The sequence below is a fragment of the Mumia sp. ZJ430 genome (genome assembly GCF_011751845.1).
Taxonomy (GTDB): domain Bacteria; phylum Actinomycetota; class Actinomycetes; order Propionibacteriales; family Nocardioidaceae; genus Mumia.
In genome coordinates this window covers 322,924-342,685 of sequence record NZ_JAAHFK010000002.1, presented here as the reverse complement: position 1 = coordinate 342,685, position 19,762 = coordinate 322,924, and the positions used below count along the sequence as shown (strand labels likewise).

Annotated in this window: 16 protein-coding genes and 1 riboswitch; of the genes, 9 read left to right on the top strand and 7 right to left on the bottom strand. The window is 69.4% G+C overall.

The genetic code is table 11. From position 1 onward, the window contains the following. Positions 1 to 23: 23 nt before the first annotated feature. On the bottom strand, positions 24 to 452 hold the full coding sequence (locus HCT63_RS08195; protein ID WP_167003070.1) for an HIT family protein: 429 nt from the start codon (positions 450 to 452) through the stop codon (positions 24 to 26). A 14-nt stretch (positions 453 to 466) separates the two neighbouring features. Between HCT63_RS08195 and HCT63_RS08190 the strand changes: the two genes are divergently transcribed. From HCT63_RS08190 to HCT63_RS08170, 5 genes are all read left to right on the top strand, one after another. Further along, positions 467 to 1,624: a crosslink repair DNA glycosylase YcaQ family protein gene (locus tag HCT63_RS08190; RefSeq protein ID WP_167003068.1), complete on the top strand. Its 1,158-nt coding sequence runs from the start codon at positions 467 to 469 to the stop codon at positions 1,622 to 1,624. 67 nt (positions 1,625 to 1,691) lie between these two features. Further along, positions 1,692 to 3,551 carry a 1-deoxy-D-xylulose-5-phosphate synthase gene (dxs, locus tag HCT63_RS08185; RefSeq protein WP_167003066.1) on the top strand — a complete coding sequence of 620 codons (1,860 nt, stop codon included), beginning with the start codon at positions 1,692 to 1,694 and terminating at the stop codon, positions 3,549 to 3,551. Between the two features lie 68 nt (positions 3,552 to 3,619). Next, the gene (locus tag HCT63_RS08180) at positions 3,620 to 5,146 is read left to right on the top strand and encodes an amino acid permease (protein WP_167003064.1); all 1,527 of its coding nucleotides are present in this window, start codon (positions 3,620 to 3,622) and stop codon (positions 5,144 to 5,146) included. A 74-nt stretch (positions 5,147 to 5,220) separates the two neighbouring features. After that, the gene (locus tag HCT63_RS08175; RefSeq protein ID WP_167250722.1) at positions 5,221 to 6,153 is read left to right on the top strand and encodes a PAC2 family protein; all 933 of its coding nucleotides are present in this window, start codon (positions 5,221 to 5,223) and stop codon (positions 6,151 to 6,153) included. An 81-nt stretch (positions 6,154 to 6,234) separates the two neighbouring features. Beyond that, positions 6,235 to 7,122 (top strand): acyl-CoA thioesterase II, encoded by an 888-nt coding sequence (locus HCT63_RS08170; protein WP_347877938.1) that lies wholly within the window; start codon positions 6,235 to 6,237, stop codon positions 7,120 to 7,122. A gap of 122 nt (positions 7,123 to 7,244) precedes the next feature. Here HCT63_RS08170 and HCT63_RS08165 read toward each other — a convergent pair whose 3' ends face one another. Together HCT63_RS08165 and HCT63_RS08160 are read right to left on the bottom strand one after the other, a co-directional pair. Next, a complete protein-coding gene (locus HCT63_RS08165; RefSeq protein ID WP_167003059.1) occupies positions 7,245 to 8,138 on the bottom strand; it encodes a MaoC/PaaZ C-terminal domain-containing protein in 894 nt (297 codons plus the stop codon). A 1-nt stretch (position 8,139) separates the two neighbouring features. Beyond that, complete coding sequence (locus HCT63_RS08160) at positions 8,140 to 9,483, bottom strand: 3-oxoacyl-ACP reductase (protein ID WP_167003056.1); 1,344 nt, start codon at positions 9,481 to 9,483, stop codon at positions 8,140 to 8,142. A gap of 139 nt (positions 9,484 to 9,622) precedes the next feature. Between HCT63_RS08160 and HCT63_RS08155 the strand changes: the two genes are divergently transcribed. Continuing rightward, on the top strand, positions 9,623 to 10,927 hold the full coding sequence (locus HCT63_RS08155; protein WP_167003054.1) for an acetyl-CoA C-acetyltransferase: 1,305 nt from the start codon (positions 9,623 to 9,625) through the stop codon (positions 10,925 to 10,927). A 79-nt stretch (positions 10,928 to 11,006) separates the two neighbouring features. Here HCT63_RS08155 and HCT63_RS08150 read toward each other — a convergent pair whose 3' ends face one another. Continuing rightward, positions 11,007 to 11,720: a TetR/AcrR family transcriptional regulator gene (locus tag HCT63_RS08150; RefSeq protein ID WP_243842947.1), complete on the bottom strand. Its 714-nt coding sequence runs from the start codon at positions 11,718 to 11,720 to the stop codon at positions 11,007 to 11,009. 125 nt (positions 11,721 to 11,845) lie between these two features. On the opposite strand from HCT63_RS08150, the gene uvrB reads away from it, so the two are divergent. Next, positions 11,846 to 13,954 carry an excinuclease ABC subunit UvrB gene (gene uvrB, locus HCT63_RS08145; protein WP_167003052.1) on the top strand — a complete coding sequence of 703 codons (2,109 nt, stop codon included), beginning with the start codon at positions 11,846 to 11,848 and terminating at the stop codon, positions 13,952 to 13,954. A 38-nt stretch (positions 13,955 to 13,992) separates the two neighbouring features. On the opposite strand, the gene HCT63_RS08140 is transcribed toward uvrB, so the two are convergent. Beyond that, the gene (locus HCT63_RS08140) at positions 13,993 to 15,054 is read right to left on the bottom strand and encodes a hypothetical protein (RefSeq protein ID WP_167003049.1); all 1,062 of its coding nucleotides are present in this window, start codon (positions 15,052 to 15,054) and stop codon (positions 13,993 to 13,995) included. 205 nt (positions 15,055 to 15,259) lie between these two features. On the opposite strand from HCT63_RS08140, the gene HCT63_RS08135 reads away from it, so the two are divergent. Beyond that, a complete protein-coding gene (locus HCT63_RS08135; RefSeq protein WP_167003047.1) occupies positions 15,260 to 16,273 on the top strand; it encodes a TerC family protein in 1,014 nt (337 codons plus the stop codon). 73 nt (positions 16,274 to 16,346) lie between these two features. Here HCT63_RS08135 and HCT63_RS08130 read toward each other — a convergent pair whose 3' ends face one another. Then, positions 16,347 to 17,291, bottom strand: a complete 945-nt coding sequence (locus HCT63_RS08130; protein ID WP_167003045.1) for a hypothetical protein — start codon at positions 17,289 to 17,291, stop codon at positions 16,347 to 16,349. A gap of 286 nt (positions 17,292 to 17,577) precedes the next feature. Then, positions 17,578 to 17,740: riboswitch (cyclic di-AMP (ydaO/yuaA leader) on the top strand. Between the two features lies 1 nt (position 17,741). Here HCT63_RS08130 and HCT63_RS20685 point away from each other — a divergent pair. Further along, positions 17,742 to 18,203: a transglycosylase family protein gene (locus HCT63_RS20685; protein ID WP_167003043.1), complete on the top strand. Its 462-nt coding sequence runs from the start codon at positions 17,742 to 17,744 to the stop codon at positions 18,201 to 18,203. A gap of 38 nt (positions 18,204 to 18,241) precedes the next feature. On the opposite strand, the gene HCT63_RS08120 is transcribed toward HCT63_RS20685, so the two are convergent. After that, a complete protein-coding gene (locus HCT63_RS08120) occupies positions 18,242 to 19,663 on the bottom strand; it encodes an APC family permease (RefSeq protein WP_167003041.1) in 1,422 nt (473 codons plus the stop codon). Positions 19,664 to 19,762: the final 99 nt, after the last annotated feature.

Here is a 19,762-nt window from a genome sequence, read left to right as displayed (position 1 = left end):
GAACCTTTGCCGACTTACGTTCGTCAACGAGCGAGCGCGGCGCGGATGCGGGCGGCGTAGTCGTCGGCCTCGCCCGCGGCGTACTTCGTGCGCGGCCAGAAGAACCCGCGCAGCCCGTCGCCCTTGGTCCGCGGAACGACGTGGACGTGCAGGTGCGGGACGGACTGCGACACGACGTTGTTCTCGGCGACCCACGTCCCCTGCGCCCCGACGACCTCGGGCAGGTTGCGCGCGACGTGCTGCACGACGCCGAAGTACGGGCCGAGCCGCTCCGCCGGGAGGTCGGGGAGCGTCACGACGTGGTCGCGCGGAGCGACGAGGACGTGACCCTTGAAGACGGGACGATGGTCCAGGAAGCCGATCGTGTCGGTGTCCTCGTACACGATGGGGGCGTCGAGCTCTCCCGTGACGACGCGGCAGAACGTGCACGACGCGTCGTACGTCCCAGACATGGAGGCATCACACCATGACCGCCCGTCTCGCACCGGACGACCTGGCGCTCCGCACCCTCGCGCGCCAGTTCCCGGCCCCGACCGGCACCGCGGTCACCGACCTGGTCGCTCTGTACGACGCGCTGGGGCCGGTCCAGACCCAGGTCCCGCGGGCCGCGTTCCTCTTCGCGGCCTCGCGGCTGCCCGGCATCACTCACGAGACGGTGGTCGAGGCGTTCGACTCGTACGCGCTGGTCAAGGGGACGACCCTGCGCGGCACGGTCCACTCCTCGACGCCGCAGCACCACGCGTGGTCGTCCGCGGTGACGTCGGTGTGGCTCGACAAGGCGTTGGCCAAGGGTCTCGCGCTCGACCAGATCGGCCCCGACGAGGTCCGCGCCCGCACCCGGGACTACGCGAGCGACGAGTGGCGCGAGCGCGACGACCTCATCGCCCACGTCGCCGACTGGCTCGCGTCCCAGGAGTCGGAGGGGCACGGCACGGTCGCCGACTCGTACGCCCGCAACCTGCTGCGCGGTGCGCCGTGGCTCGTCCGTCGCCCGCCCGACCGGCGGTGGCACACCCGCACCGACACGCTCTACCGCTCGTCCGCGGCGCTGACCGGCATCGACCCGTCGCTCGCCCCTGAGGTCGCGCGCCGCGAGCTCGTCCGCGTCCACCTCGGCGCGTACGGTCCCGCGACCCGGCGCGACGTCGCGTGGTGGCTGGGTGACAAGCTGCGCCCGGTCGACGCGGCGATCGCCGCGCTCGGCGACGAGGTCGTCACCTACGAAGGGCCCGAGGGGCGCACCTATCTCGATCTGGCCGGCGCCCCCGACGGCAGCGACTATGCCGGCGGGCTGCGGCTGCTCCCGGAGTTCGACGGCGTGATGCTCGGCTACGAGGGGACGGGCCCGGAGCGCGCACGGTTCACCGCCCTCGACAACCAGCGGCACGTCTTCAACCGCGTCAACGGCACCACGACCCCGGTCGTGCTCGACGGGACGCGGCTGGTCGCCCAGTGGCGGCTCATCCCGCGCGGCAGCCGTGTCGACGTGGAGATCGTGCCGCTGCCGGGGGAGCGGGCGCCGTCCGAGGACGCGGTCGCCGATGCCCTGCCGGCGGTCGAGGCGGTGCTCGAGACGGAGGTCGCCGACCTTCGCACGGTCGCTCGGGGCGCCACCGCAGACTGACGGTCGGCGGGCGGGTAGGTGCCATGGCCTAAGATCGAATGACGCCCACCCACACCCGCGGAGGACCATGAGCACGCTCGATCAGATCAGCCAGCCGAGCGATCTGAGGGATCTCACCGATGCCGAGCTGGATGCGCTCGCCGAGGAGATCCGCGAGCGCCTGATCGTCGCGGTCGCCACCCACGGGGGCCACCTCGGCCCCAACCTGGGGGTCGTCGAGCTGACGATGGCGATCCACCGCGTGTTCGACTCGCCGCGTGACCGGGTCATCTTCGACACCGGCCACCAGGCGTACGTCCACAAGATGCTCACCGGTCGTGCCGCCCAGTTCGAGCGGCTGCGGATGGAGGGCGGCCTGTCGGGCTACCCGAGCCAGGCCGAGTCCCCGCACGACGTCGTCGAGAACTCCCACGCCTCGACGAGCCTGTCGTACGCCGACGGCCTCGCCAAGGCCAACACCGTCCAGGGTCGTCCCGACCACGTGGTCGCGGTGATCGGCGACGGCGCGCTCACCGGAGGCATGGCCTGGGAGGCGCTCAACAACATCGCCGCCGACGCCGACCGGCGCCTCGTGGTGGTCGTCAACGACAACGGGCGCTCCTACCGACCCACCGTCGGCGGGCTCGCCAACCACCTCGGACGGCTGCGCACCAATCCGCGCTACGAGCCCGCGCTCAAGGCCGTACGCGAGCGGCTCTCCAACTCCAACATCGTCGGCCAGACCGCATACGAGGCGCTGCACGCGATCAAGAAGGGCCTCAAGGACGCGCTCTACCCGCAGGGGATGTTCGAAGACCTCGGTCTCAAGTACGTCGGGCCGATCGACGGCCACGACCGCCCTGCCGTCGAGAAGGCGCTCGCGCAGGCAAAGACGTACGGCGGACCCGCCATCGTCCACGTCATCACGACCAAGGGCCAGGGCTACCAGATCGCGGTCGCCAACGAAGAAGACCAGATGCACCAGGCCAAGGCGTTCGACCGCCTGACCGGCGAGGCGCTCGCGGTAGAGCCGACCTCCTGGACGTCGGTGTTCCGCGACGAGCTGGTCCGCATCGGTGACGAGCGGCCGGACGTCGTCGCGATCACCGCCGCGATGCTGTCCCCGACGGGTCTCGACGCGTTCGCCGACAAGTTCCCCGAGCGCACGTACGACGTCGGCATCGCCGAGCAGCATGCCGTGACCAGCGCCGCTGGGCTTGCGATGGGCGGGCTGCACCCCGTCGTCGCGGTGTACGCGACCTTCCTCAACCGGGCGTTCGACCAGGTGCTCCTCGACGTGGCGCTGCACAAGTGCGGCGTCACGTTCGTGCTCGACCGCGCGGGCGTCACCGGCGACGACGGCCCGAGCCACAACGGCATGTGGGACATATCGATCCTGCAGGTCGTGCCAACCCTGAGCCTGGCCGCACCCCGCGACGGCGCCCGCCTGCGTGAGCTGCTGCGCGAGGCGGTCACGGTCGACGACGCGCCGACTGTCGTCCGGTTCCCCAAGGGTGGCGTGCCCGGCGACATCGAGGCCATCGGCACCGTCGGCCGGAGCGACGTCCTCTTCCGCGAGGGCGACGACGACGTCCTGATCGTCGCGGCGGGCCCGATGGTCCGCCAGGCGCTCGACGCGGCCGCGCGGCTGCGCGCCGAGGGCGTCGGAGTCACGGTGGTCGACCCGCGGTGGGTCAAGCCGCTCGATCCGGCGCTCGTCGAGATCGCCGCCCGTCACCGCCTTCTGGTCACCGTCGAGGACGGCGGCCGCGTGGGCGGCATGGGGTCGGTCCTCACCCAGATGCTCGCCGACGCCGACGTTCGTACGCCCGTCCGCATTCACGGCGTCACGCAGGAGTTCTTCGACCACGCCAAGCGCGACGTGCTGCTCGAGCGGATGGGGCTGACGGGCGAGGCGATCGCCGCGGACACCCTCGCGCGCCTGTGACACACGCTCCTCGCTGACGCGCCTGCGCGGCCCGTTGCGGGCATAGTGACCCCAGAAGGGGGATCACGATGGCCAAGAGCGAGCTCTTCCGTACGAAGTCCGTCGAGCAGTCGATCCGCGACACCGACGACCCCGAGACCAGGCTCAACCGCAACCTCGGGGCGATCGACCTGGTGGTGTTCGGCGTCGGCGTCATCATCGGCGCTGGCATCTTCGTTCTGACCGGCCGTGCCGCGGCGACGAACGCCGGTCCGGCGATCGCGATCTCGTTCCTCGTCGCCGCCCTCGCCTGCGGGCTCGCGGCGCTCTGCTACGCGGAGTTCGCGTCGACGGTGCCGGTCGCGGGCAGCGCGTACACGTTCTCGTACGCCACGTTCGGCGAGCTGGTCGCGTGGACGATCGGCTGGGACCTCGTCCTGGAGTTCACCGTGGGGGCTGCCGCGCTGGCGTCGGGCTTCTCGTCGTACTGGAACAATCTCGTCGACGGGACGTTCCTCGAGCTGCCCGCACATTTGAACACCGCGGCGGGCACCGGCGTCGTGGACATCCCTGCCATCGCGATCTCGCTGATCGTGATGTGGATCCTCATCACCGGCATCAAGTTCTCCAGCCGGATCAACCAGCTCGTCGTCGCCATCAAGATCGTCGTCGTGCTGCTCGTGGTCATTGCGGGCATCAAGTACATCGACACACAGAACTGGTCCCCGTTCGTCCCGCCGTCGGCCTCGCCCGAGAGCGGTGAGGGCGGCTGGCTCAAGGTCCCGCTGATCCAGACGATCCTGGGTCTCGAGCCCGCGGTGTACGGCGTGGCGGGGATCTTCGCCGGGGCGGCGATCGTGTTCTTCGCGTTCATCGGGTTCGACGTCGTGGCGACCACCGCGGAGGAGACAAAGGACCCGCAGCGTAACGTCCCGATCGGCATCTTCGGCTCGCTCGCCATCGTCACCGTGCTCTACATGGCGGTGAGCGTGGTCATCACGGGCATGCAGAACTACCAGGACATCGACCCGCTCGACGGCGCTCCGCTCGCGACCGCGTTCGACGCCGTCGGCGTGACGTGGATGGGCGACGTCATCTCGGTGGGCGCCTGCATCGGGCTCGTCGTCGTGGTGATGATCCTCATGCTCGGCCAGACGCGCGTCGCGTTCGCGATGGCGCGCGACGGGCTCCTCCCGCGCTGGCTGGCAGGGACGCATGCGAAGCACCGCACCCCGCACCGGATCACGTACGTGACGGGGTTCGCGGTGGCCGCGATCTCTGGCTTCGTCGACCTCTCCACCCTCGCGGACCTCGTGAACATCGGCACGCTCTTCGCGTTCGTCCTTGTCAGTATCGGTGTCGTGATCCTGCGGAAGACGCGGCCGGACCTTCCACGCGGGTTCACGGTTCCAGGGGCCACGGCTGTGGCCGTCGTGGCCGTCCTCGCGTGCGTGTACCTCATGCTCAACCTCGTGGGCGAGACATGGGTGCGCTTCTTCCTGTGGATGGCGCTCGGGTTCGTCGTCTACTTCGCGTACGGACGTCGGCACAGCAGGTTGGGGCGAGGGGCCGAGGCTGCCCGAGCCGCCGATCAGCCGTCCCCACCCGCCGCGTAGTCTGGAAGGCGCGCGCCCGCCGATCCGTACAAGCGGGAATCCCGTGCGGTCGGCGGACGTTGGGAGGTGTCGTGGTGCGCAAGTGGATCGCCCGGCTGAGGCCAGGGTCTCGTGACAGCGGAGTGTTCGACGGTCTTCCCGAGGGGGTGAGACCGACAATGATCTATGCCTTCGACGGCTTCCTCAACGCCGGCTCCGCCCCGCGGCTCGCGCTGGAGCACCTCGAGTCGCGCGACGAGGGCGAGGTCGTCCACGAGTTCGATCTCGACGACTACTACGACTACCGCGCGCGCCGGCCTCCGGTCGTCTTCGACCGTGACCGCTACGCCGACTACGAGCGCCCGTCGCTCGAGCTGCGCCGGCACAGTGATGACCACGGCGTCCCTTACCTCGTGCTGACCGGGCCGGAGCCCGACTTCCGCTGGGAGCAGTTCGCCGAGGAGGTCCACGACCTCGTCGAGGCCCACGGGGTGGAGCTCGTCGTCGGGCTCGGTGCAGTGCCGATGGGCGTCCCGCACACGCGGCCGTCGGTCGTCACCAACCACGCGGTGCGCCGCGACCTGCTCGACCGCAAGAACCTCTTCCGCGCGCAGGTCGTCCTGCCCGCGAGCATCCAGTCGGTCCTCGAGCTGAGGCTGGGGGAGTGGGGGCACGACGCGCTCGGCTACGTCGCCCACGTCCCGCAATACGTCGCCCAGGTCGAGTACCCCTCGGCGTCCGTCGCCCTCCTGGAGGCGGTCGCGACCCGTACGGGGCTGCAGTTCGACCTCGAAGAGCTGCGCCTCCAGCAGGCCGAGACGGTCGCAGACATCCACAAGCAGGTCGAGGAGCAGGACGGCGGCGAGGTCCTCGCCGGTCTCGAGCGCCAGTACGACCAGATGAACCGCTCCGCCACGGAGCCTCTGGTCACGGACGAGTCAGAGTTGCCGACGCCCGACGAGATCGGCCAGCAGTTCGAGCAGTTCCTCGCCCAGCTCGACGAGCGCGAGTCCGGCCCGTCCGACTGACGTCGGCGCTGGTGAGGCGCCGCTCACAGCTGCGGCGTGGTCGCCGCTGATCCGCGTACGAGGCTGTCGGCTCGTGAGACGATGTGGCGCGTGCCTGCAACGATCGAAGAACTCGTCGACCTTCTCGACCTCGAGCGTCTCGAGGAGGATCTCTTCCGCGGCGGACACCCGAAGGGGAGCGAGCTCACGCGGGTCTTCGGGGGGCAGGTCGCCGCGCAGGCGTTGATGGCTGCCGCCCGCAGCGTCGACACCGACCGGGCGGTGCACTCCCTGCACGTCTACTTCTTGCTCGGTGGCGATCCGAGCGTGCCGATCATCTACGACGTGGAGCGGATCCGTGACGGCGGCTCGTTCTCGACGCGGCGGGTCTCGGCGCGCCAGCACGGCAAGGTCATCTTCTACATGACGGCGTCGTTCCACCGCCACGAGGACGGATACGCGCACCAGGACGCGATGCCCGAGGTGCCCGCCGTCTCGGCGTCGCCCGAGCTGGCCGAGGTGCTGGCGTACGTCGACGCCCAGGCTGCTGAGCACTGGCGCCACGAGTGGTCGGCGCTCGACGTCCGCTACATCGGTGACAACCGCGCTGCTGACGATCCAACCAGGCAGCTGGTGCCGGCCGTCCAGCGGCTGTGGCTGCGGGCGCTGGGCGAGCTCGGCGACGATCCTGTCCTCAACGCGTGCGTGCTCACGTACATCAGTGACCTGAGCCTGCTCGGCTCGTCGCTCGTCCCGCACGGGCTGACCATCGGGTCACCCACCATCCAGCCGGCCTCGCTGGACCACGCCGTGTGGTTCCACCGGCCGATCCGCGCGGACCACTGGATGCTGTACGACCAGCGCTCACCGTCCGCGATCGGCGCCCGCGGGTTCGCCACGGCCAACATCTTCGCGGAGGACGGCGCACTGCTGGCCTCCGTCGCGCAGGAGGGGCTGATCCGCCCCGTCACGCGCCAGCCGAAGGCCTGACGCCCCGGTCGGTGCAGGTGTTGCGTTGGTCGCTGGGTGGTCACTGGGCCCGCTGCGGGTGACCACCGGCGGACTGACGTGCGCGGCGGACCAGACTCGTGCGGGCCGCCCGCCGTACGACCTCAGGCAGGCGTGACGCGGGCGACAAGGTGCGTCGGCGCAGGCTTGTCGCCGCGCGGGCGACCCGTGATCCCGAAGAGCAGCTCCTCGCCCTCCGTGCTCGACCCGAAGGTGACCGTCGCCGGGAGCAGGATCGGACGCCGGAACTCCGCGACGACCGTGTACGCGTCGGCGAGGCGGTTCTCGACGGCCGCCAGCGCCCGCGCCTTGCTCCACATGCCGTGCGCGATCTGACGGGGAAATCCGAAGGCCTTCGCCGACAGCTTCGAGAGGTGGATCGGGTTGCGGTCGCCCGACACCGCCCCGTACCGCCGGCCGAGCCCCGCGTCGAGCCGCCACGTCGCCGAACCGGCCGGCGGCTCGACCCCGTCGAGCGGCGCCCGCGCCGCCTCCGCCTCCGCGCCACCACCCCCTCGCCGCAGCAGCGTCATGGTCTCCTCCCACACGACCTCGTCGTCGACCCATACGGTGCTGAGGACGTCGACGAGGGTGCCCTTCGGGTGCGGGCGCAGATCCGCGGCCCGCACCGACACGTCGTACGTCTCCGTCACTGCGATCGGACGGTGCTGCGTGATCGTGTTGCGTAGGTGGACCAACCCCATCGGCGCGAACGGGAACGCCGTGTCGACCATCAGCGCCATCTGCAGCCCGAAGGCCGCCATGTGCGGGTATGTGACCGGCAGCGTCTCGCGCAGCGCGAACCCGCAGACGTCCGCGTACGACGCCAGGTGGTCGAGGTCGGTCGTCACGCGGGGCCGCTCCAGCGTGAGGTCCGGGACGGCGCCCGAGGCGTGCCGTACGCCGGGGAGCCCACCGACCACCGGCACTGCGGGGAGCGCAGCACGCAGGTAGAGCGGGAGGATCGACGGCGCCTCGGCGTACTCGCGGAGGATCACCTCACGCTCCCAGCAGGCTCTGGCCGCAGACGCGTACGACGTTGCCGGAGACCGCACCCGAGCCCGGGCTGGCGTACCACGCGACCGCCTCGGCGACATCGATCGGCTGCCCACCCTGCGACATGGAGTTCATCCGGCGGCCGGCCTCGCGGATCGCCAGCGGGATCGTCTTGACCATGTCGGTCTCGATGAAGCCCGGCGCGACGGCGTTGATGGTCAGGCCGTCGGCAGCGATGCGCGGCGCGAGCTCGTGGACCCAGCCGATGACACCGGCCTTGGACGCCGCGTAGTTGGTCTGCCCGTTGTTGCCCGCGATGCCGGCGATCGACGAGACACCGAGGATCGTGCCGCCGCTGCGGATCAGCTTCTGGTCGAGGAGCTCGGCGGTGATCCGCTGCGGAGCGTCGACGTTGATCTCGAGGACCTTGTGCCAGTTCTCGGTCTTCATGTTGCGCAGCCGCTTGTCGCGCGTGATGCCGGCGTTGTGGACGACGACGTCGACGCCACCGTGGTGCTCGGCGAGGTAGGCGGCGATCCGCTGCGGCGCGTCGGGCGCGGTGATGTCGAGGATGATCGACTCCCCGCCGAGCGCGGCCATCTCGCGCTGGAGGTCGTCGGCCAGCGGCGCGACGTCGAGACCGACGACGGTCGCGCCGTCGCGGTGCAGCGTCTGCGCCATCGCGAGCCCGAGCCCACGCGACGCGCCCGTTACGAGGGCGACCTTGCCCGCGAGCGGCGACGCGGGGTCGTACGAGGGAGCGTCGGCGAGACCGGTGGTGCCGATGCGGATGACCTGGCCGCACACGTACGCCGACTTCGGCGACAGCAGGAAGCCGAGCGTCGACGAGATCGCCCCCTCCGCGCCGGCCGCGACGTACACGGTCTGCGCGGTCGAGCCCTTGCCGAGCTCCTTGCCGAGCGAGCGCGTGATGCCTTCGAGCGCACGCTGCGCGATCGCGCGGCCGGGCGTGCCAGCCTGCTCGGGCGGCGTGCCGAGGAGCACGACGCGGCCACAGCCCGACAGGCTGCGCAGCACCGGGGTCAGGAACTCCTGGACCACGTCGAGCCCGGCCGCCGTGTCGATGCCGGTGGCGTCGAACACGATGCCCTTGACCCGGGTGCCTTCGTCGAGCCTCGAGGTGGTGGTCACCGCGAGGTCCGCGAGGGAGTCCGCGACCGCCGATCCGAGGGTCGACCCGGGCGCGGCACCGACCAGCACCGTCCCGTCGACCAGCGGCGCACCCGCGCGGTAGCGCTCGAGCTGGGGCGGGTTGGGGAGGCCGAGGTTCTTCACCAAGAACTTCCCGACCGGCGTGTGGACGAGGTCTTGGTAGCGGTCGGTCATGTCGTGTGTCCTGCCTCTCGAATACCCACAGTATCTAGAACGTCAGGCCTACCGTAACCTAGAGTTACAGAGTCAGGGCAGGACAGGTGCCCCGCCCGTCACAATGTGGTCAACGCAACGCCTTCTTCGAGGAGAACCCATGGCATCGACCTCCGCCAAGCGCTCCGCCTCGGCGCCTCGCCGGGTCGCAGTGATCGGGGGCAACCGGATCCCCTTCGCGCGCTCCAACACGATCTACTCGCACGCCTCCAACCAGGACATGCTGACCGCGGCGCTCGACGGGCTGGTCGCCCGGTACGACCTCGAGGGCGAGCGTCTCGGTGAGTTCGCCGCGGGCGCGGTCCTCAAGCACAGCCGCGACTTCAACCTCGCGCGCGAGACGGTGCTGGGCTCGAAGCTCGACCCGACGACTCCCGCGTACGACGTCCAGCAGGCCTGCGACACAGGCATCCAGGCAACGATCCAGGTCGCCAACAAGATGGCCCTCGGCAAGATCGACGTCGGCGTGGCCGGCGGCTCCGACACCACCTCCGACGCACCGATCGCGGTGGGGGAGCGGCTGCGCAAGATCCTCCTCGATGCCAACCGCGCCAAGGACCTCAAGGGTCGCCTCGCCGCTCTGGCCCGGATCCGCCCGGGCGACCTCGCGCCGTCGATCCCGCAGAACTCCGAGCCTCGTACGGGGCTGTCGATGGGTGAGAGTCAGGCGCTCACCACCCTCGAGTGGGGCATCGCCCGCGAGGACCAGGACCAGCTCGCCGTCGAGTCGCACCACAAGCTCGCCGCTGCATACGACCGAGGCTTCCTCGACGACCTGCTCACGCCGTACCTCGGCCTCGAGCGTGACCAGAACCTCCGCGCCGACTCGTCTGTGGAGAAGCTCGCGACGCTGAAGCCGGTCTTCGGCAAGGGCGAGTCGGCAACGATGACGGCGGCCAACTCGACCCCGCTGACCGACGGTGCGTCCACGGTGCTGCTCGCCTCGGAGGACTACGCGAAGAAGAAGGGGTGGGAGCCGCTGGCCTACCTCACCGAGTACGAGACCGCCGCCGTCGACTACGTGAACGGCAGCGAGGGGCTGCTGATGGCTCCGGCGTACGCGATGCCACGGATGCTCGCCCGTGCGGGCCTGACGCTGCAGGACTTCGACTTCTACGAGATCCACGAGGCGTTCGCGTCGCAGGTGCTCAGCACTCTCAAGGCGTGGGAGGACCCGATCTTCTGCAAGGAGCGCCTCGGCCTCGACGCGCCGCTCGGCGCGATCGACCGCGCCAAGCTCAACGTCGCGGGCTCGTCGCTGGCCGCCGGGCACCCGTTCGCCGCGACCGGTGGCCGCATCGTCGCCACGCTGGCCAAGCTCCTCGCCGAGAAGGGCAAGGGGCGCGGCGTGATCTCGATCTGCGCCGCAGGCGGCCAGGGCGTCACCGCGATCCTCGAGCGCTGAGGGTCTCGACAGGCTCGACCAGCGGACGGCCGGCGCTCCGCCGGTCGAGCCTGTCGAGACCTCCGCGCCGTCCGCGCCGTCAGTCCTGCGGGTCGTCGGCGACAGCCATCGCCTGGGCCGCGCGGATCGTCTGGCGCTTCACGGCCTCCCACGGGACCCTGCGCACGGTGGGGACGCCCGGGGAGGCCTCGCTGACGAGCAGCTGGTTGCGTGCGAACCGCAGCGCGCCGAGCGACTGGGTGTAGAGCATGTTGGCGAGCATGTACGGGTCTTCGGCGTGGAAGTCGCCCGACTTGTTGCCGGCCTCGAGCACGTGCGCGAGCACACCGAGAGGGCCGAGCATGCCGCGTCCGAGGCGCATCATCGCGCCCTCGGAGACGCTGTCGAGCAGCTCGTTGCCCGGCTTGCTGAGGAGATCGAGCGCGCAGTCGACGAACGCCGGGTATTCGTGGCCGCGGTCGAGGAACGCGCTCGCGACCCGCTCGAGACGCTCGGCAGGCGCGGCACGGGGGTCGTCGGCCTCACGCATGACCTCCGCGATCTCGTCGAGGTAGCCGATCAGCGTGAGCGCGAACAGCTCCTCCTTGCCGGAGAAGTGGCGGTAGATGATCGCGCGGTTGATGCCGACGGCCTGGGCGATGTCCTCGATCTGGGCGTCGCGCACTCCGACCGTGTCGAAGAGGTTCCGCGTGGCGCGGATGATGTCGTCCTCACGGGCACGGCGGCGTGCGGCGGTCGCGCGGGCGCCACGCAGGGCCCTCGGCTCGCTCTCGTCGGTCTTGGCTTCTCCCACATCCGAAGTCTAGAGGGATCGCGTGCCGGGCGGGACATCGACACAAGACACCACAGTGGGTGTGTTGAGTGTCCGGGGTGCCGTGACCGCGTCGAAGTGTCAGTGGTACGACGTACGCTCGACACATGCGTTCCGTGAAGGACCTGCAGCGCCAGGTCGCGCCCTTGCACGTGGTCTCCGACTTCGAGCCGAGCGGCGACCAGCCCCGCGCCATCGCCCAGCTCACCGAGCGCGTGCAGCGCGGCGAAACCGACACGGTCCTCCTCGGCGCCACCGGCACCGGCAAGACGGCCACGGTGTCCTGGCTCGCCGAGAACCTCCAACGGCCGGTCCTCGTGATGCAGCCCAACAAGACGCTGGCGGCACAGTTCGCCAACGAGCTGCGTCACCTGTTCCCCGACAACGCCATCGAATACTTCGTCTCCTACTACGACTACTACCAGCCCGAGGCGTACGTCCCGCAGACCGACACTTACATCGAGAAGGACTCCTCGATCAACGAGGAGGTCGAGCGGCTGCGCCACTCTGCCACCTGGAACCTCCTGACCAGGCGCGACGTGATCGTCGTGGCAACGGTCTCGTGCATCTACGGCCTGGGGTCGGCCGAGGAATACATGAACCGCATGATCCACCTCCAGGTCGGCGCGGAGATGGATCGCGACAAGCTCCTCCGGACGCTCGTCACCGCCCAGTACTCCCGCAACGACCTGGCCGCGACGCGGGGGACGTTCCGGGTGCGCGGCGACACGCTCGAGATCTTCCCCGTCTACCAGGAGCTCGCGGTCCGCGTGGAGTTCTTCGGCGACGAGATCGAGCGGCTGATGACGCTGCACCCGTTGACCGGAGAGGTGCTGAGTGACGAGCGCGAGCTGTACGTGGGCGCGGCGACCCACTACACGGTCGGCCCGGAGCGGCTCGAGACGGCGGTCCGCGGCATCGAGAACGAGCTCGAGCAGCGCCTCGCCGAGCTCGAGAGCCAGGGCAAGCTCCTCGAGGCGCAGCGCCTGCGCATGCGCACCACGTACGACATGGAGATGATCCGGCAGGTCGGCACGTGCTCGGGCATCGAGAACTACTCGCTTCACATGGACGGCCGCCCGCCCGGCTCCGCACCGAACTGCCTCCTCGACTACTTCCCCGAGGACTTCCTGCTGGTCGTCGACGAGTCGCACGTGACGATCCCGCAGATCGGCGCCATGTACGAGGGCGACATGTCCCGCAAGCGCACGCTGGTCGAGCACGGATTCCGCCTGCCGAGCGCGATGGACAACCGTCCTCTCAAGTGGGAGGAGTTCCTCGACCGCATCGGCCAGACGGTCTACCTCTCGGCGACTCCCGGCCCGTACGAGATGTCCAAGGTCAAGGACGAGCACGACGTCGTCGAGCAGATCATCCGCCCGACCGGCCTGGTCGACCCCGAGGTCATCGTCAAGCCGACCAAGGGCCAGATCGACGACCTCATCGAGCAGATCCGCGGCCGGGTGGAGCGCAACGAGCGGGTGCTCGTCACGACGCTCACCAAGAAGATGGCCGAGGACCTCACCGATTACCTCCTCGAGGCCGGCATCCGCACCCGCTACCTCCACTCGGAGGTCGACACCCTGCGACGCGTCGAGCTGCTGAGCGAGCTGCGGATGGGGGAGTACGACGTCCTCGTTGGCATCAACCTCCTGCGCGAGGGTCTTGACCTGCCCGAGGTGAGCCTGGTGGCGATCCTCGACGCCGACAAGGAGGGCTTCCTGCGCTCGGGGCGGTCGCTGATCCAGACGATCGGACGCGCGGCGCGCAATGTGTCCGGTCAGGTGCTCATGTACGCCGACACGATCACGCCGTCGATGGAGCAGGCGATCGACGAGACCAACCGACGCCGCGCGATCCAGGTCGCCTACAACACCGAGCACGGCATCAACCCCACCCCGCTGCGCAAGAAGATCGCCGACATCACCGACATGCTGGCGCGCGAGGACGCCGACATCGAGCAGCTCGTCGGCTCAGGTCGGGCGCAGTCGCGCGGCAAGTCTCCGGTGCCGCTGGTGGGCTCGTCGGGCGACGGGAGCCACGTCGACCCATCCACGATGGCCGCGTCCGAGCTCGCGGAGCTGATCCAGGAGCTCAACACGCAGATGCACGCGGCCGCCGAGGAGCTGCAGTTCGAGGTCGCAGCGCGTCTGCGTGACGAGATCGGTGACCTCAAGAAGGAGCTCCGTCAGATGCAGGCCGCCGGCGCGGGGTGAGGACTCGGGGTCTCGATACGCCGGCTCGTTCTCGCCGGCTACTCGACCACCGAGGGTCGGCCTGGCCACGCGTCGGGATCCATCGCGTACACCCATCGCATCCCGGGCCACTCGGTCACCGACCAGAGCTCGCGCCGCTCGGGCCACGCGGCGATGTCCTCGCACCCCGTCGGCAGCACGCCCTTGTGCCGCCGGAAGTCGCCGGGCGCTCCGACGAGGAGGTCGCCCGCGTTGCCGCGCCCCTGGCTCGTCGTCACGTACCACCGGCCGTCGAGAGCAGTCACGCCCTGCATCCGCGCCGACTGTGCGGCGTGCAGCTCGGTCGGGACCGCGCGCCCGGACCCGTCTCGTACGGGCAGGTGCGTCGTCGGGTCGAGCGTGAAGCGCCAGAGCCGCTGGCTGCGTCCGACGCCGCCGTACTCGCCGGCCACCAGCGCGGGCGGCTCGCCTGGGGCCCCGTACGCGACGGAGAGGAACGAGTACCGCAGGCGACTGCCCTCGTCGCGGCTCCAGGCAGACAGGCGCGCGTACTCCGGCAGCACGACCTCGTACCCGAGCCGTCCGGCCACCCCGCGGCCGCGCCCGCTCAGGTCGAGGCGGAGCAGGTCGGAGATTCGGAACAGCACGATCCCGGCCCGCGTCGCCGCCACGTATAGGTACGGGCCGTACCAGGCGATCCCGCCGGCGTGGATCGGGACCGGGCGGGCCCGCACCCCCCACGGCGTCCTCACCGCGCGGACGAGCAGGACGTGCCGATATCGCCGTGCCGCGAGATCGACGAACGTGAGCCGTGAGCCCGTACGACGCGGGCGGTGGTGGGCATACCAGGTGGCGACGAGGACGTCCCGGTCCGTCGCCCCCTCCTGGGCGTCGGCGGAGGTCGTGACGCCCTGGGGATACCAGTGCTCCGTCTCGGCGTCCGTCGGCTCCCAGGCGAAGCCCTTCGTCACCGCGCTCCCGGGGACGTCGGCCTCGCGCAGCCGCAGCACCGCTCCGTCGAGGAGCGAGGGCACGTCGAGCGGCTCTCCCGCGCGCAGCAGAGCGTCCCGGGCGGCCGGTCGTGTGAGCGCTCCGCGCAGGCCTACGTGTCTCACCGTCACGGGGCTGAGCATCTCGCGTTGCGGGTCCGCGCGCACCCTCTGGCACAATGGCGCAGGGAGGGGAGTATTCCTTCGTCGACCCGTCGTCATCACGGCAGCACCAGGTGCAGCCCGGCGGGTCGAGTCGTGCCAGGCGCGCTCTACGCCGTCGCGGCGGAAGAGACCTCCGGCCTGACGAACGATCCGACCGGAGGAACCTGCCCGTATGAACGTCACACCGCTCGAATGGTGGATCACGATCGGCGTCACCGTCGCTGTGCTGCTGTTCGACGTCATCGTGATCGCCCGTCGCCCGCACGAGCCGTCGATGAAGGAGGCCGGGCTGGCGCTGACGGTATACGTCGGTCTCGCCATCGCCTTCGGTATCTGGGTGTCGAGCTTCCACGGCGGCCAGTACGGCCTCGAGTTCTTCACGGGCTGGCTCACCGAGTACAGCCTGTCGGTCGACAACCTGTTCATCTTCATCATCATCATGGCGAGCTTCAAGGTGCCTCGGGTGTACCAGCAAGAGGCCCTGATGATCGGCATCATCCTCGCGCTGATCTTCCGCGCGGTCTTCATCGTGCTGGGTGCGGCCGCGATCAACAACTTCAGCTGGGTCTTCTACATCTTCGGCCTGTTCCTCGTGTGGACCGCGTACGGGCTCGTCAAGAGCTATCGCAACCACGATGACGAAGAGGCTGGCGACAACGCGGTCGTCCGCTTCGCCGAGCGCCACTTCAGCATCACGGACGAGTTCCACGGCATGAAGATGGCGATCCGCGTCGACGGCAAGCGCTTGCTGACGCCGATGTTCTTGGTGATCCTGGCGCTGGGCAGCACCGACCTGCTGTTCGCGCTCGACTCGATCCCGGCGATCTACGGCATCACGCAGGAGGCCTACCTGGTCCTCACCGCGAACATCTTCGCGCTGATGGGCCTGCGTCAGCTCTACTTCCTGCTCGGCGGGCTGCTGCAGCGCCTGGTCTACCTGTCGCTGGGCCTCTCGGTGATCCTCGCGTTCATCGGCGTCAAGCTGGTGCTCCACGCGCTGCACACCAACGAGCTGTCGTTCATCAACGGTGGTGAGCACATCGACGTGCCGGAGGTGCCGACGCTGGCCAGCCTGGGCGTGATCGTCGTCGTCCTCGGCATCACCGCGGCTGCAAGCCTCTGGAAGACGCGCAACCAGCCGCCTCCGCAGCGTCCTGACGAGCACGAGGACATTCCTCAGGCCTGACGCGGCCGCGCTGCGCGTCCCTCGCCTCGGCGGTGAGTCCGGTCCCACCCAGAAGCATCGGGTGGGACCAGGCTCACCGCCGTCGTGCGTGAGGGCCGGGTACGGGGGCGAAGAGGGCGCGCCATCGTGGTCCGAACGAGGGTGCAGGCCCGTCATAGCCGAGCGAGACGAGCTTGCGGTGTACGAGGATGACGAGGGCACGTGGACGGGCGAAACGTGCGCTCGTGATCTGGACGTACGTGACGCCGTGGTCGCGAAACCCCTCGTACCGTCCGATGTCAACATTGAACTGGTGGACATCCTCGGCGTGCTGGCGCCCTTCGTACTCGAGAACGAGCAGCCATCGATGGTAGAGCAGGTCGGCGCAGCCGAGGAACCTCCCCTCCACGAAGAGGTCCACGTTGACCTCAGGCGTGGGAAGTCCGGCCATGACGAGCATCGCACGGACCTTCGACTCGCGAGGCGAGCGCGAACGCGGGTTCAGCATCGGTAGGACCTCGAGTGCGCGGTCTGCGCCGGGGCGCCAGGAGTCGCGGATCGCGAGCTCGGCGAGCTCCTCATGTGTGGCGTGACCGTGGCGGAGGAGCCAGTCGCCGGCGGCGACGAGGTCGATGAGGGGCTCCTCGGCACAGCATCCGAGGAATGCCGCGGCGGGTGTCACCCCGCTTGCGTCGAGAGGCGGCATCTCCTTCGTCCGGTGCACCATGATGCCGTCGAGTGCGACGTGATGGTCGTCCGGCACCACGAAGCAGATCGGCTCCAGAGGGAGGTCGTCGTACCCGAGCATCCGGAGGCGCGTGCCGTCGGTGGGCTGAGCGTACGAAGGCACCGCGAGCGCCGCGGCCGCAATCTGGTCGCTGTCGGTCATCGCGTGATCCGTGTGCACCCAGGTCTCGGGATGAAGGCGGCGAAAACGCTTGCCGAGGAGCAGCTTCGGCGAGAGTCCGAGCGCGACCAGCTCGTCGCGCGAGAACGGGCGGTTGGTCAGCTGAACTGGAAGCGGTGTCGGTGCGGGCATCCCGTCATCTCACGCGTCCTCGCGGGCTCCGTACATCGCCTGCGCGCGCACCTGTGGATGCCGCGGAGCCGAAGGCGTGTGTGGAGAATGCGGGCGCGGTGACTGAGGTCCCACTGTGCGGGCCTCGGTGGGACCGGACTCACCGCCGCTCCGCCGCCCGGCCGCCCTGAATGTGGTCACACCGCCACGCTTGGGCTTGATGTCTTGTTTGTGTGGGTTAGCCTGACGGAGGCCTCGCTCGTACGCCGAGTCCCGCCCAAGGGCGAGGCCTACCCCGGATGGCCGGTCACGGGGGCCGGCGAACCTTGATCTGAACGGGCGGGAGTGGGGAACCCATCTCTGGAGCCTTGGCTCCTTGGGGTGAAGCCTTGCCGCACGAACAACGCGGCAGGCCGGGCACCTTCGGCCCGAACCCGACAGCTAACCCCACAGGCGTTGTGAAGGGACAACATGTTCAACGCCCTCCGCGTCGCCCGTCGTGGCGTCGCTCTCACGCTGGCGCTCGCCGGCATGGTTCTGGGGATGCTGGTCTTCACCAGCACGCCCGCCAACGCAGCCAAGGACAAGACCTGGGAGCGCCTCGCCAAGTGCGAGTCAGGCAAGCGCTGGCGCATCAACACCGGCAACGGCTACCACGGTGGCCTCCAGTTCAGCGCGGGCACCTGGCGTGCGTACGGCGGCAAGAAGTACGCCTCGTACGCCCACAAGGCCAAGCGGCGCGAGCAGATCGCGGTCGCCGAGAAGGTCCTCAAGGGGCAGGGCTGGGGCGCATGGCCCGGCTGCTCCCGCAAGCTCGGTCTGAACAACAAGCTCAAGCGCGAGAAGTGGCAGGGGTTCGCCAGGAGCGACCGGTACGCCAGGAAGGGTGCCATCGGGCACTTCCCGCGGTGGTGGCGCAAGAAGTTCTGGTGACGCCTCGCCTGACGTGACACCCGGACCCCGGTGGGCTCTCATTCGAGCTCGCTGGGGTCCTTCACGTAGGTCTTGGCCCCGTACGCCGCGCGGTTGACGACCCACGTGATCGCCCAGAGCACGACGCCGATGCCGAGGAGCAGTCCGGCGACCTCGTACTGCTCGGCAGGACGCCCGGAGAGTGGCGTCACGAGGTAGAGCGACGTCACGCCGGCGATGACCGGGAGCACGGTGGGGGTCACGAAGTGGTCGTCGTCGACCGGGTCGCGTCGCAGGACCAGCACCGTGATGTTCACGATGGTGAACACCCCCAGCAGGAGCAGGGCCGTCGTCCCGCCGAGCGTGGCGATCGCGTCGTCGCTGGCGCTGAACACGTACGTGATGAGGCCGCACGCGATCACGGTCGTGAAGAGGATCGCGACCCATGGCGTCTGGCGGCGCGCACCTACATGGGCGAGTCCCGGCGGGAGCACGCGCTGCTTGGCCATGCCGTAGATGAGCCGACTGGCCATCAACATGTTGATCAGTGCAGTGTTGGCGACGGCGAACATCGTGATGAACGGATAGATCTCGTCGATCGGGACGTCCGGGGCGCCGCGTTCGACGACGGTGAGCAGCGGCGTCTCCGAGGCGGCGAGCTCGCCGACCGGGACGAGCGCGACGGCGGTGATGGACACGAGGACATAGATGATGCCCGTGATCGAAAGGCCCGTCAGCATGATGCGAGGGAACGTGCGGACGGGGTCCTTCGTCTCCTCGGCCATGTTGACCGCATCCTCGAAGCCCACCATCGCGAAGAACGCCAGCGAGGTCGCCGTCGTCACTGCGAGGAAGACGTTCTTCTCGTCAGGCGTGTCGAACGCGACCACTCGGGAGAAGTCGGCGTCCCCCTGCGTCATTGCCCAGATCCCGACGAGGATGACGAGCGCCAGGCCAGTGAGCTCGATGAACGTGAGCGCCACGTTGGTGAGCACGCCGTGCGCGACACCGCGCAGGTTGATCAGCGCCAGCAGGACGATGAACGCCAGCGCGACGAGGAGGATGCCGGTCTTGTCCAAGCTCAGGTTGAACCCCTGGTCGACGCTGCGGGCGACCAGCCGCGATGCGGTCGAGGCGGACGTGATCCCCGACGACATCACGGTGAAGGCGACGAGGAAGGTCAGGAAGTGGATCCCGAACGCCTTGTGGGTGTAGAGCGCGGCACCGGCGGCCTGGGGATACTTCGTGACGAGCTCGAGGTAGGAGAAGGCCGTCAGCGTCGCGATCACGAAGGCCAGGATGAACGGCAGCCAGGCCGCGCCGCCGACCTCGGCCGCGACGTCGCCGGTGAGGGCGTAGACGCCGGTGCCGAGGATGTCTCCGACGATGAAGAGCAGGAGCAACTTGGGGGTGAGGAACCGGCGGAGCTCCGGGGCGCGGCCCTCGTCGGTGGCAGTGGCATCGGGCCTGCTATCGGTCATGACGCTCCTCGTCGTTCGGTCCTGCCCCACTCTCGTGCTCGTGGCGTATGGGTGCAATCCGGCTCGCCAATAGGGGAGGACATCGAACATGTGTTCGAG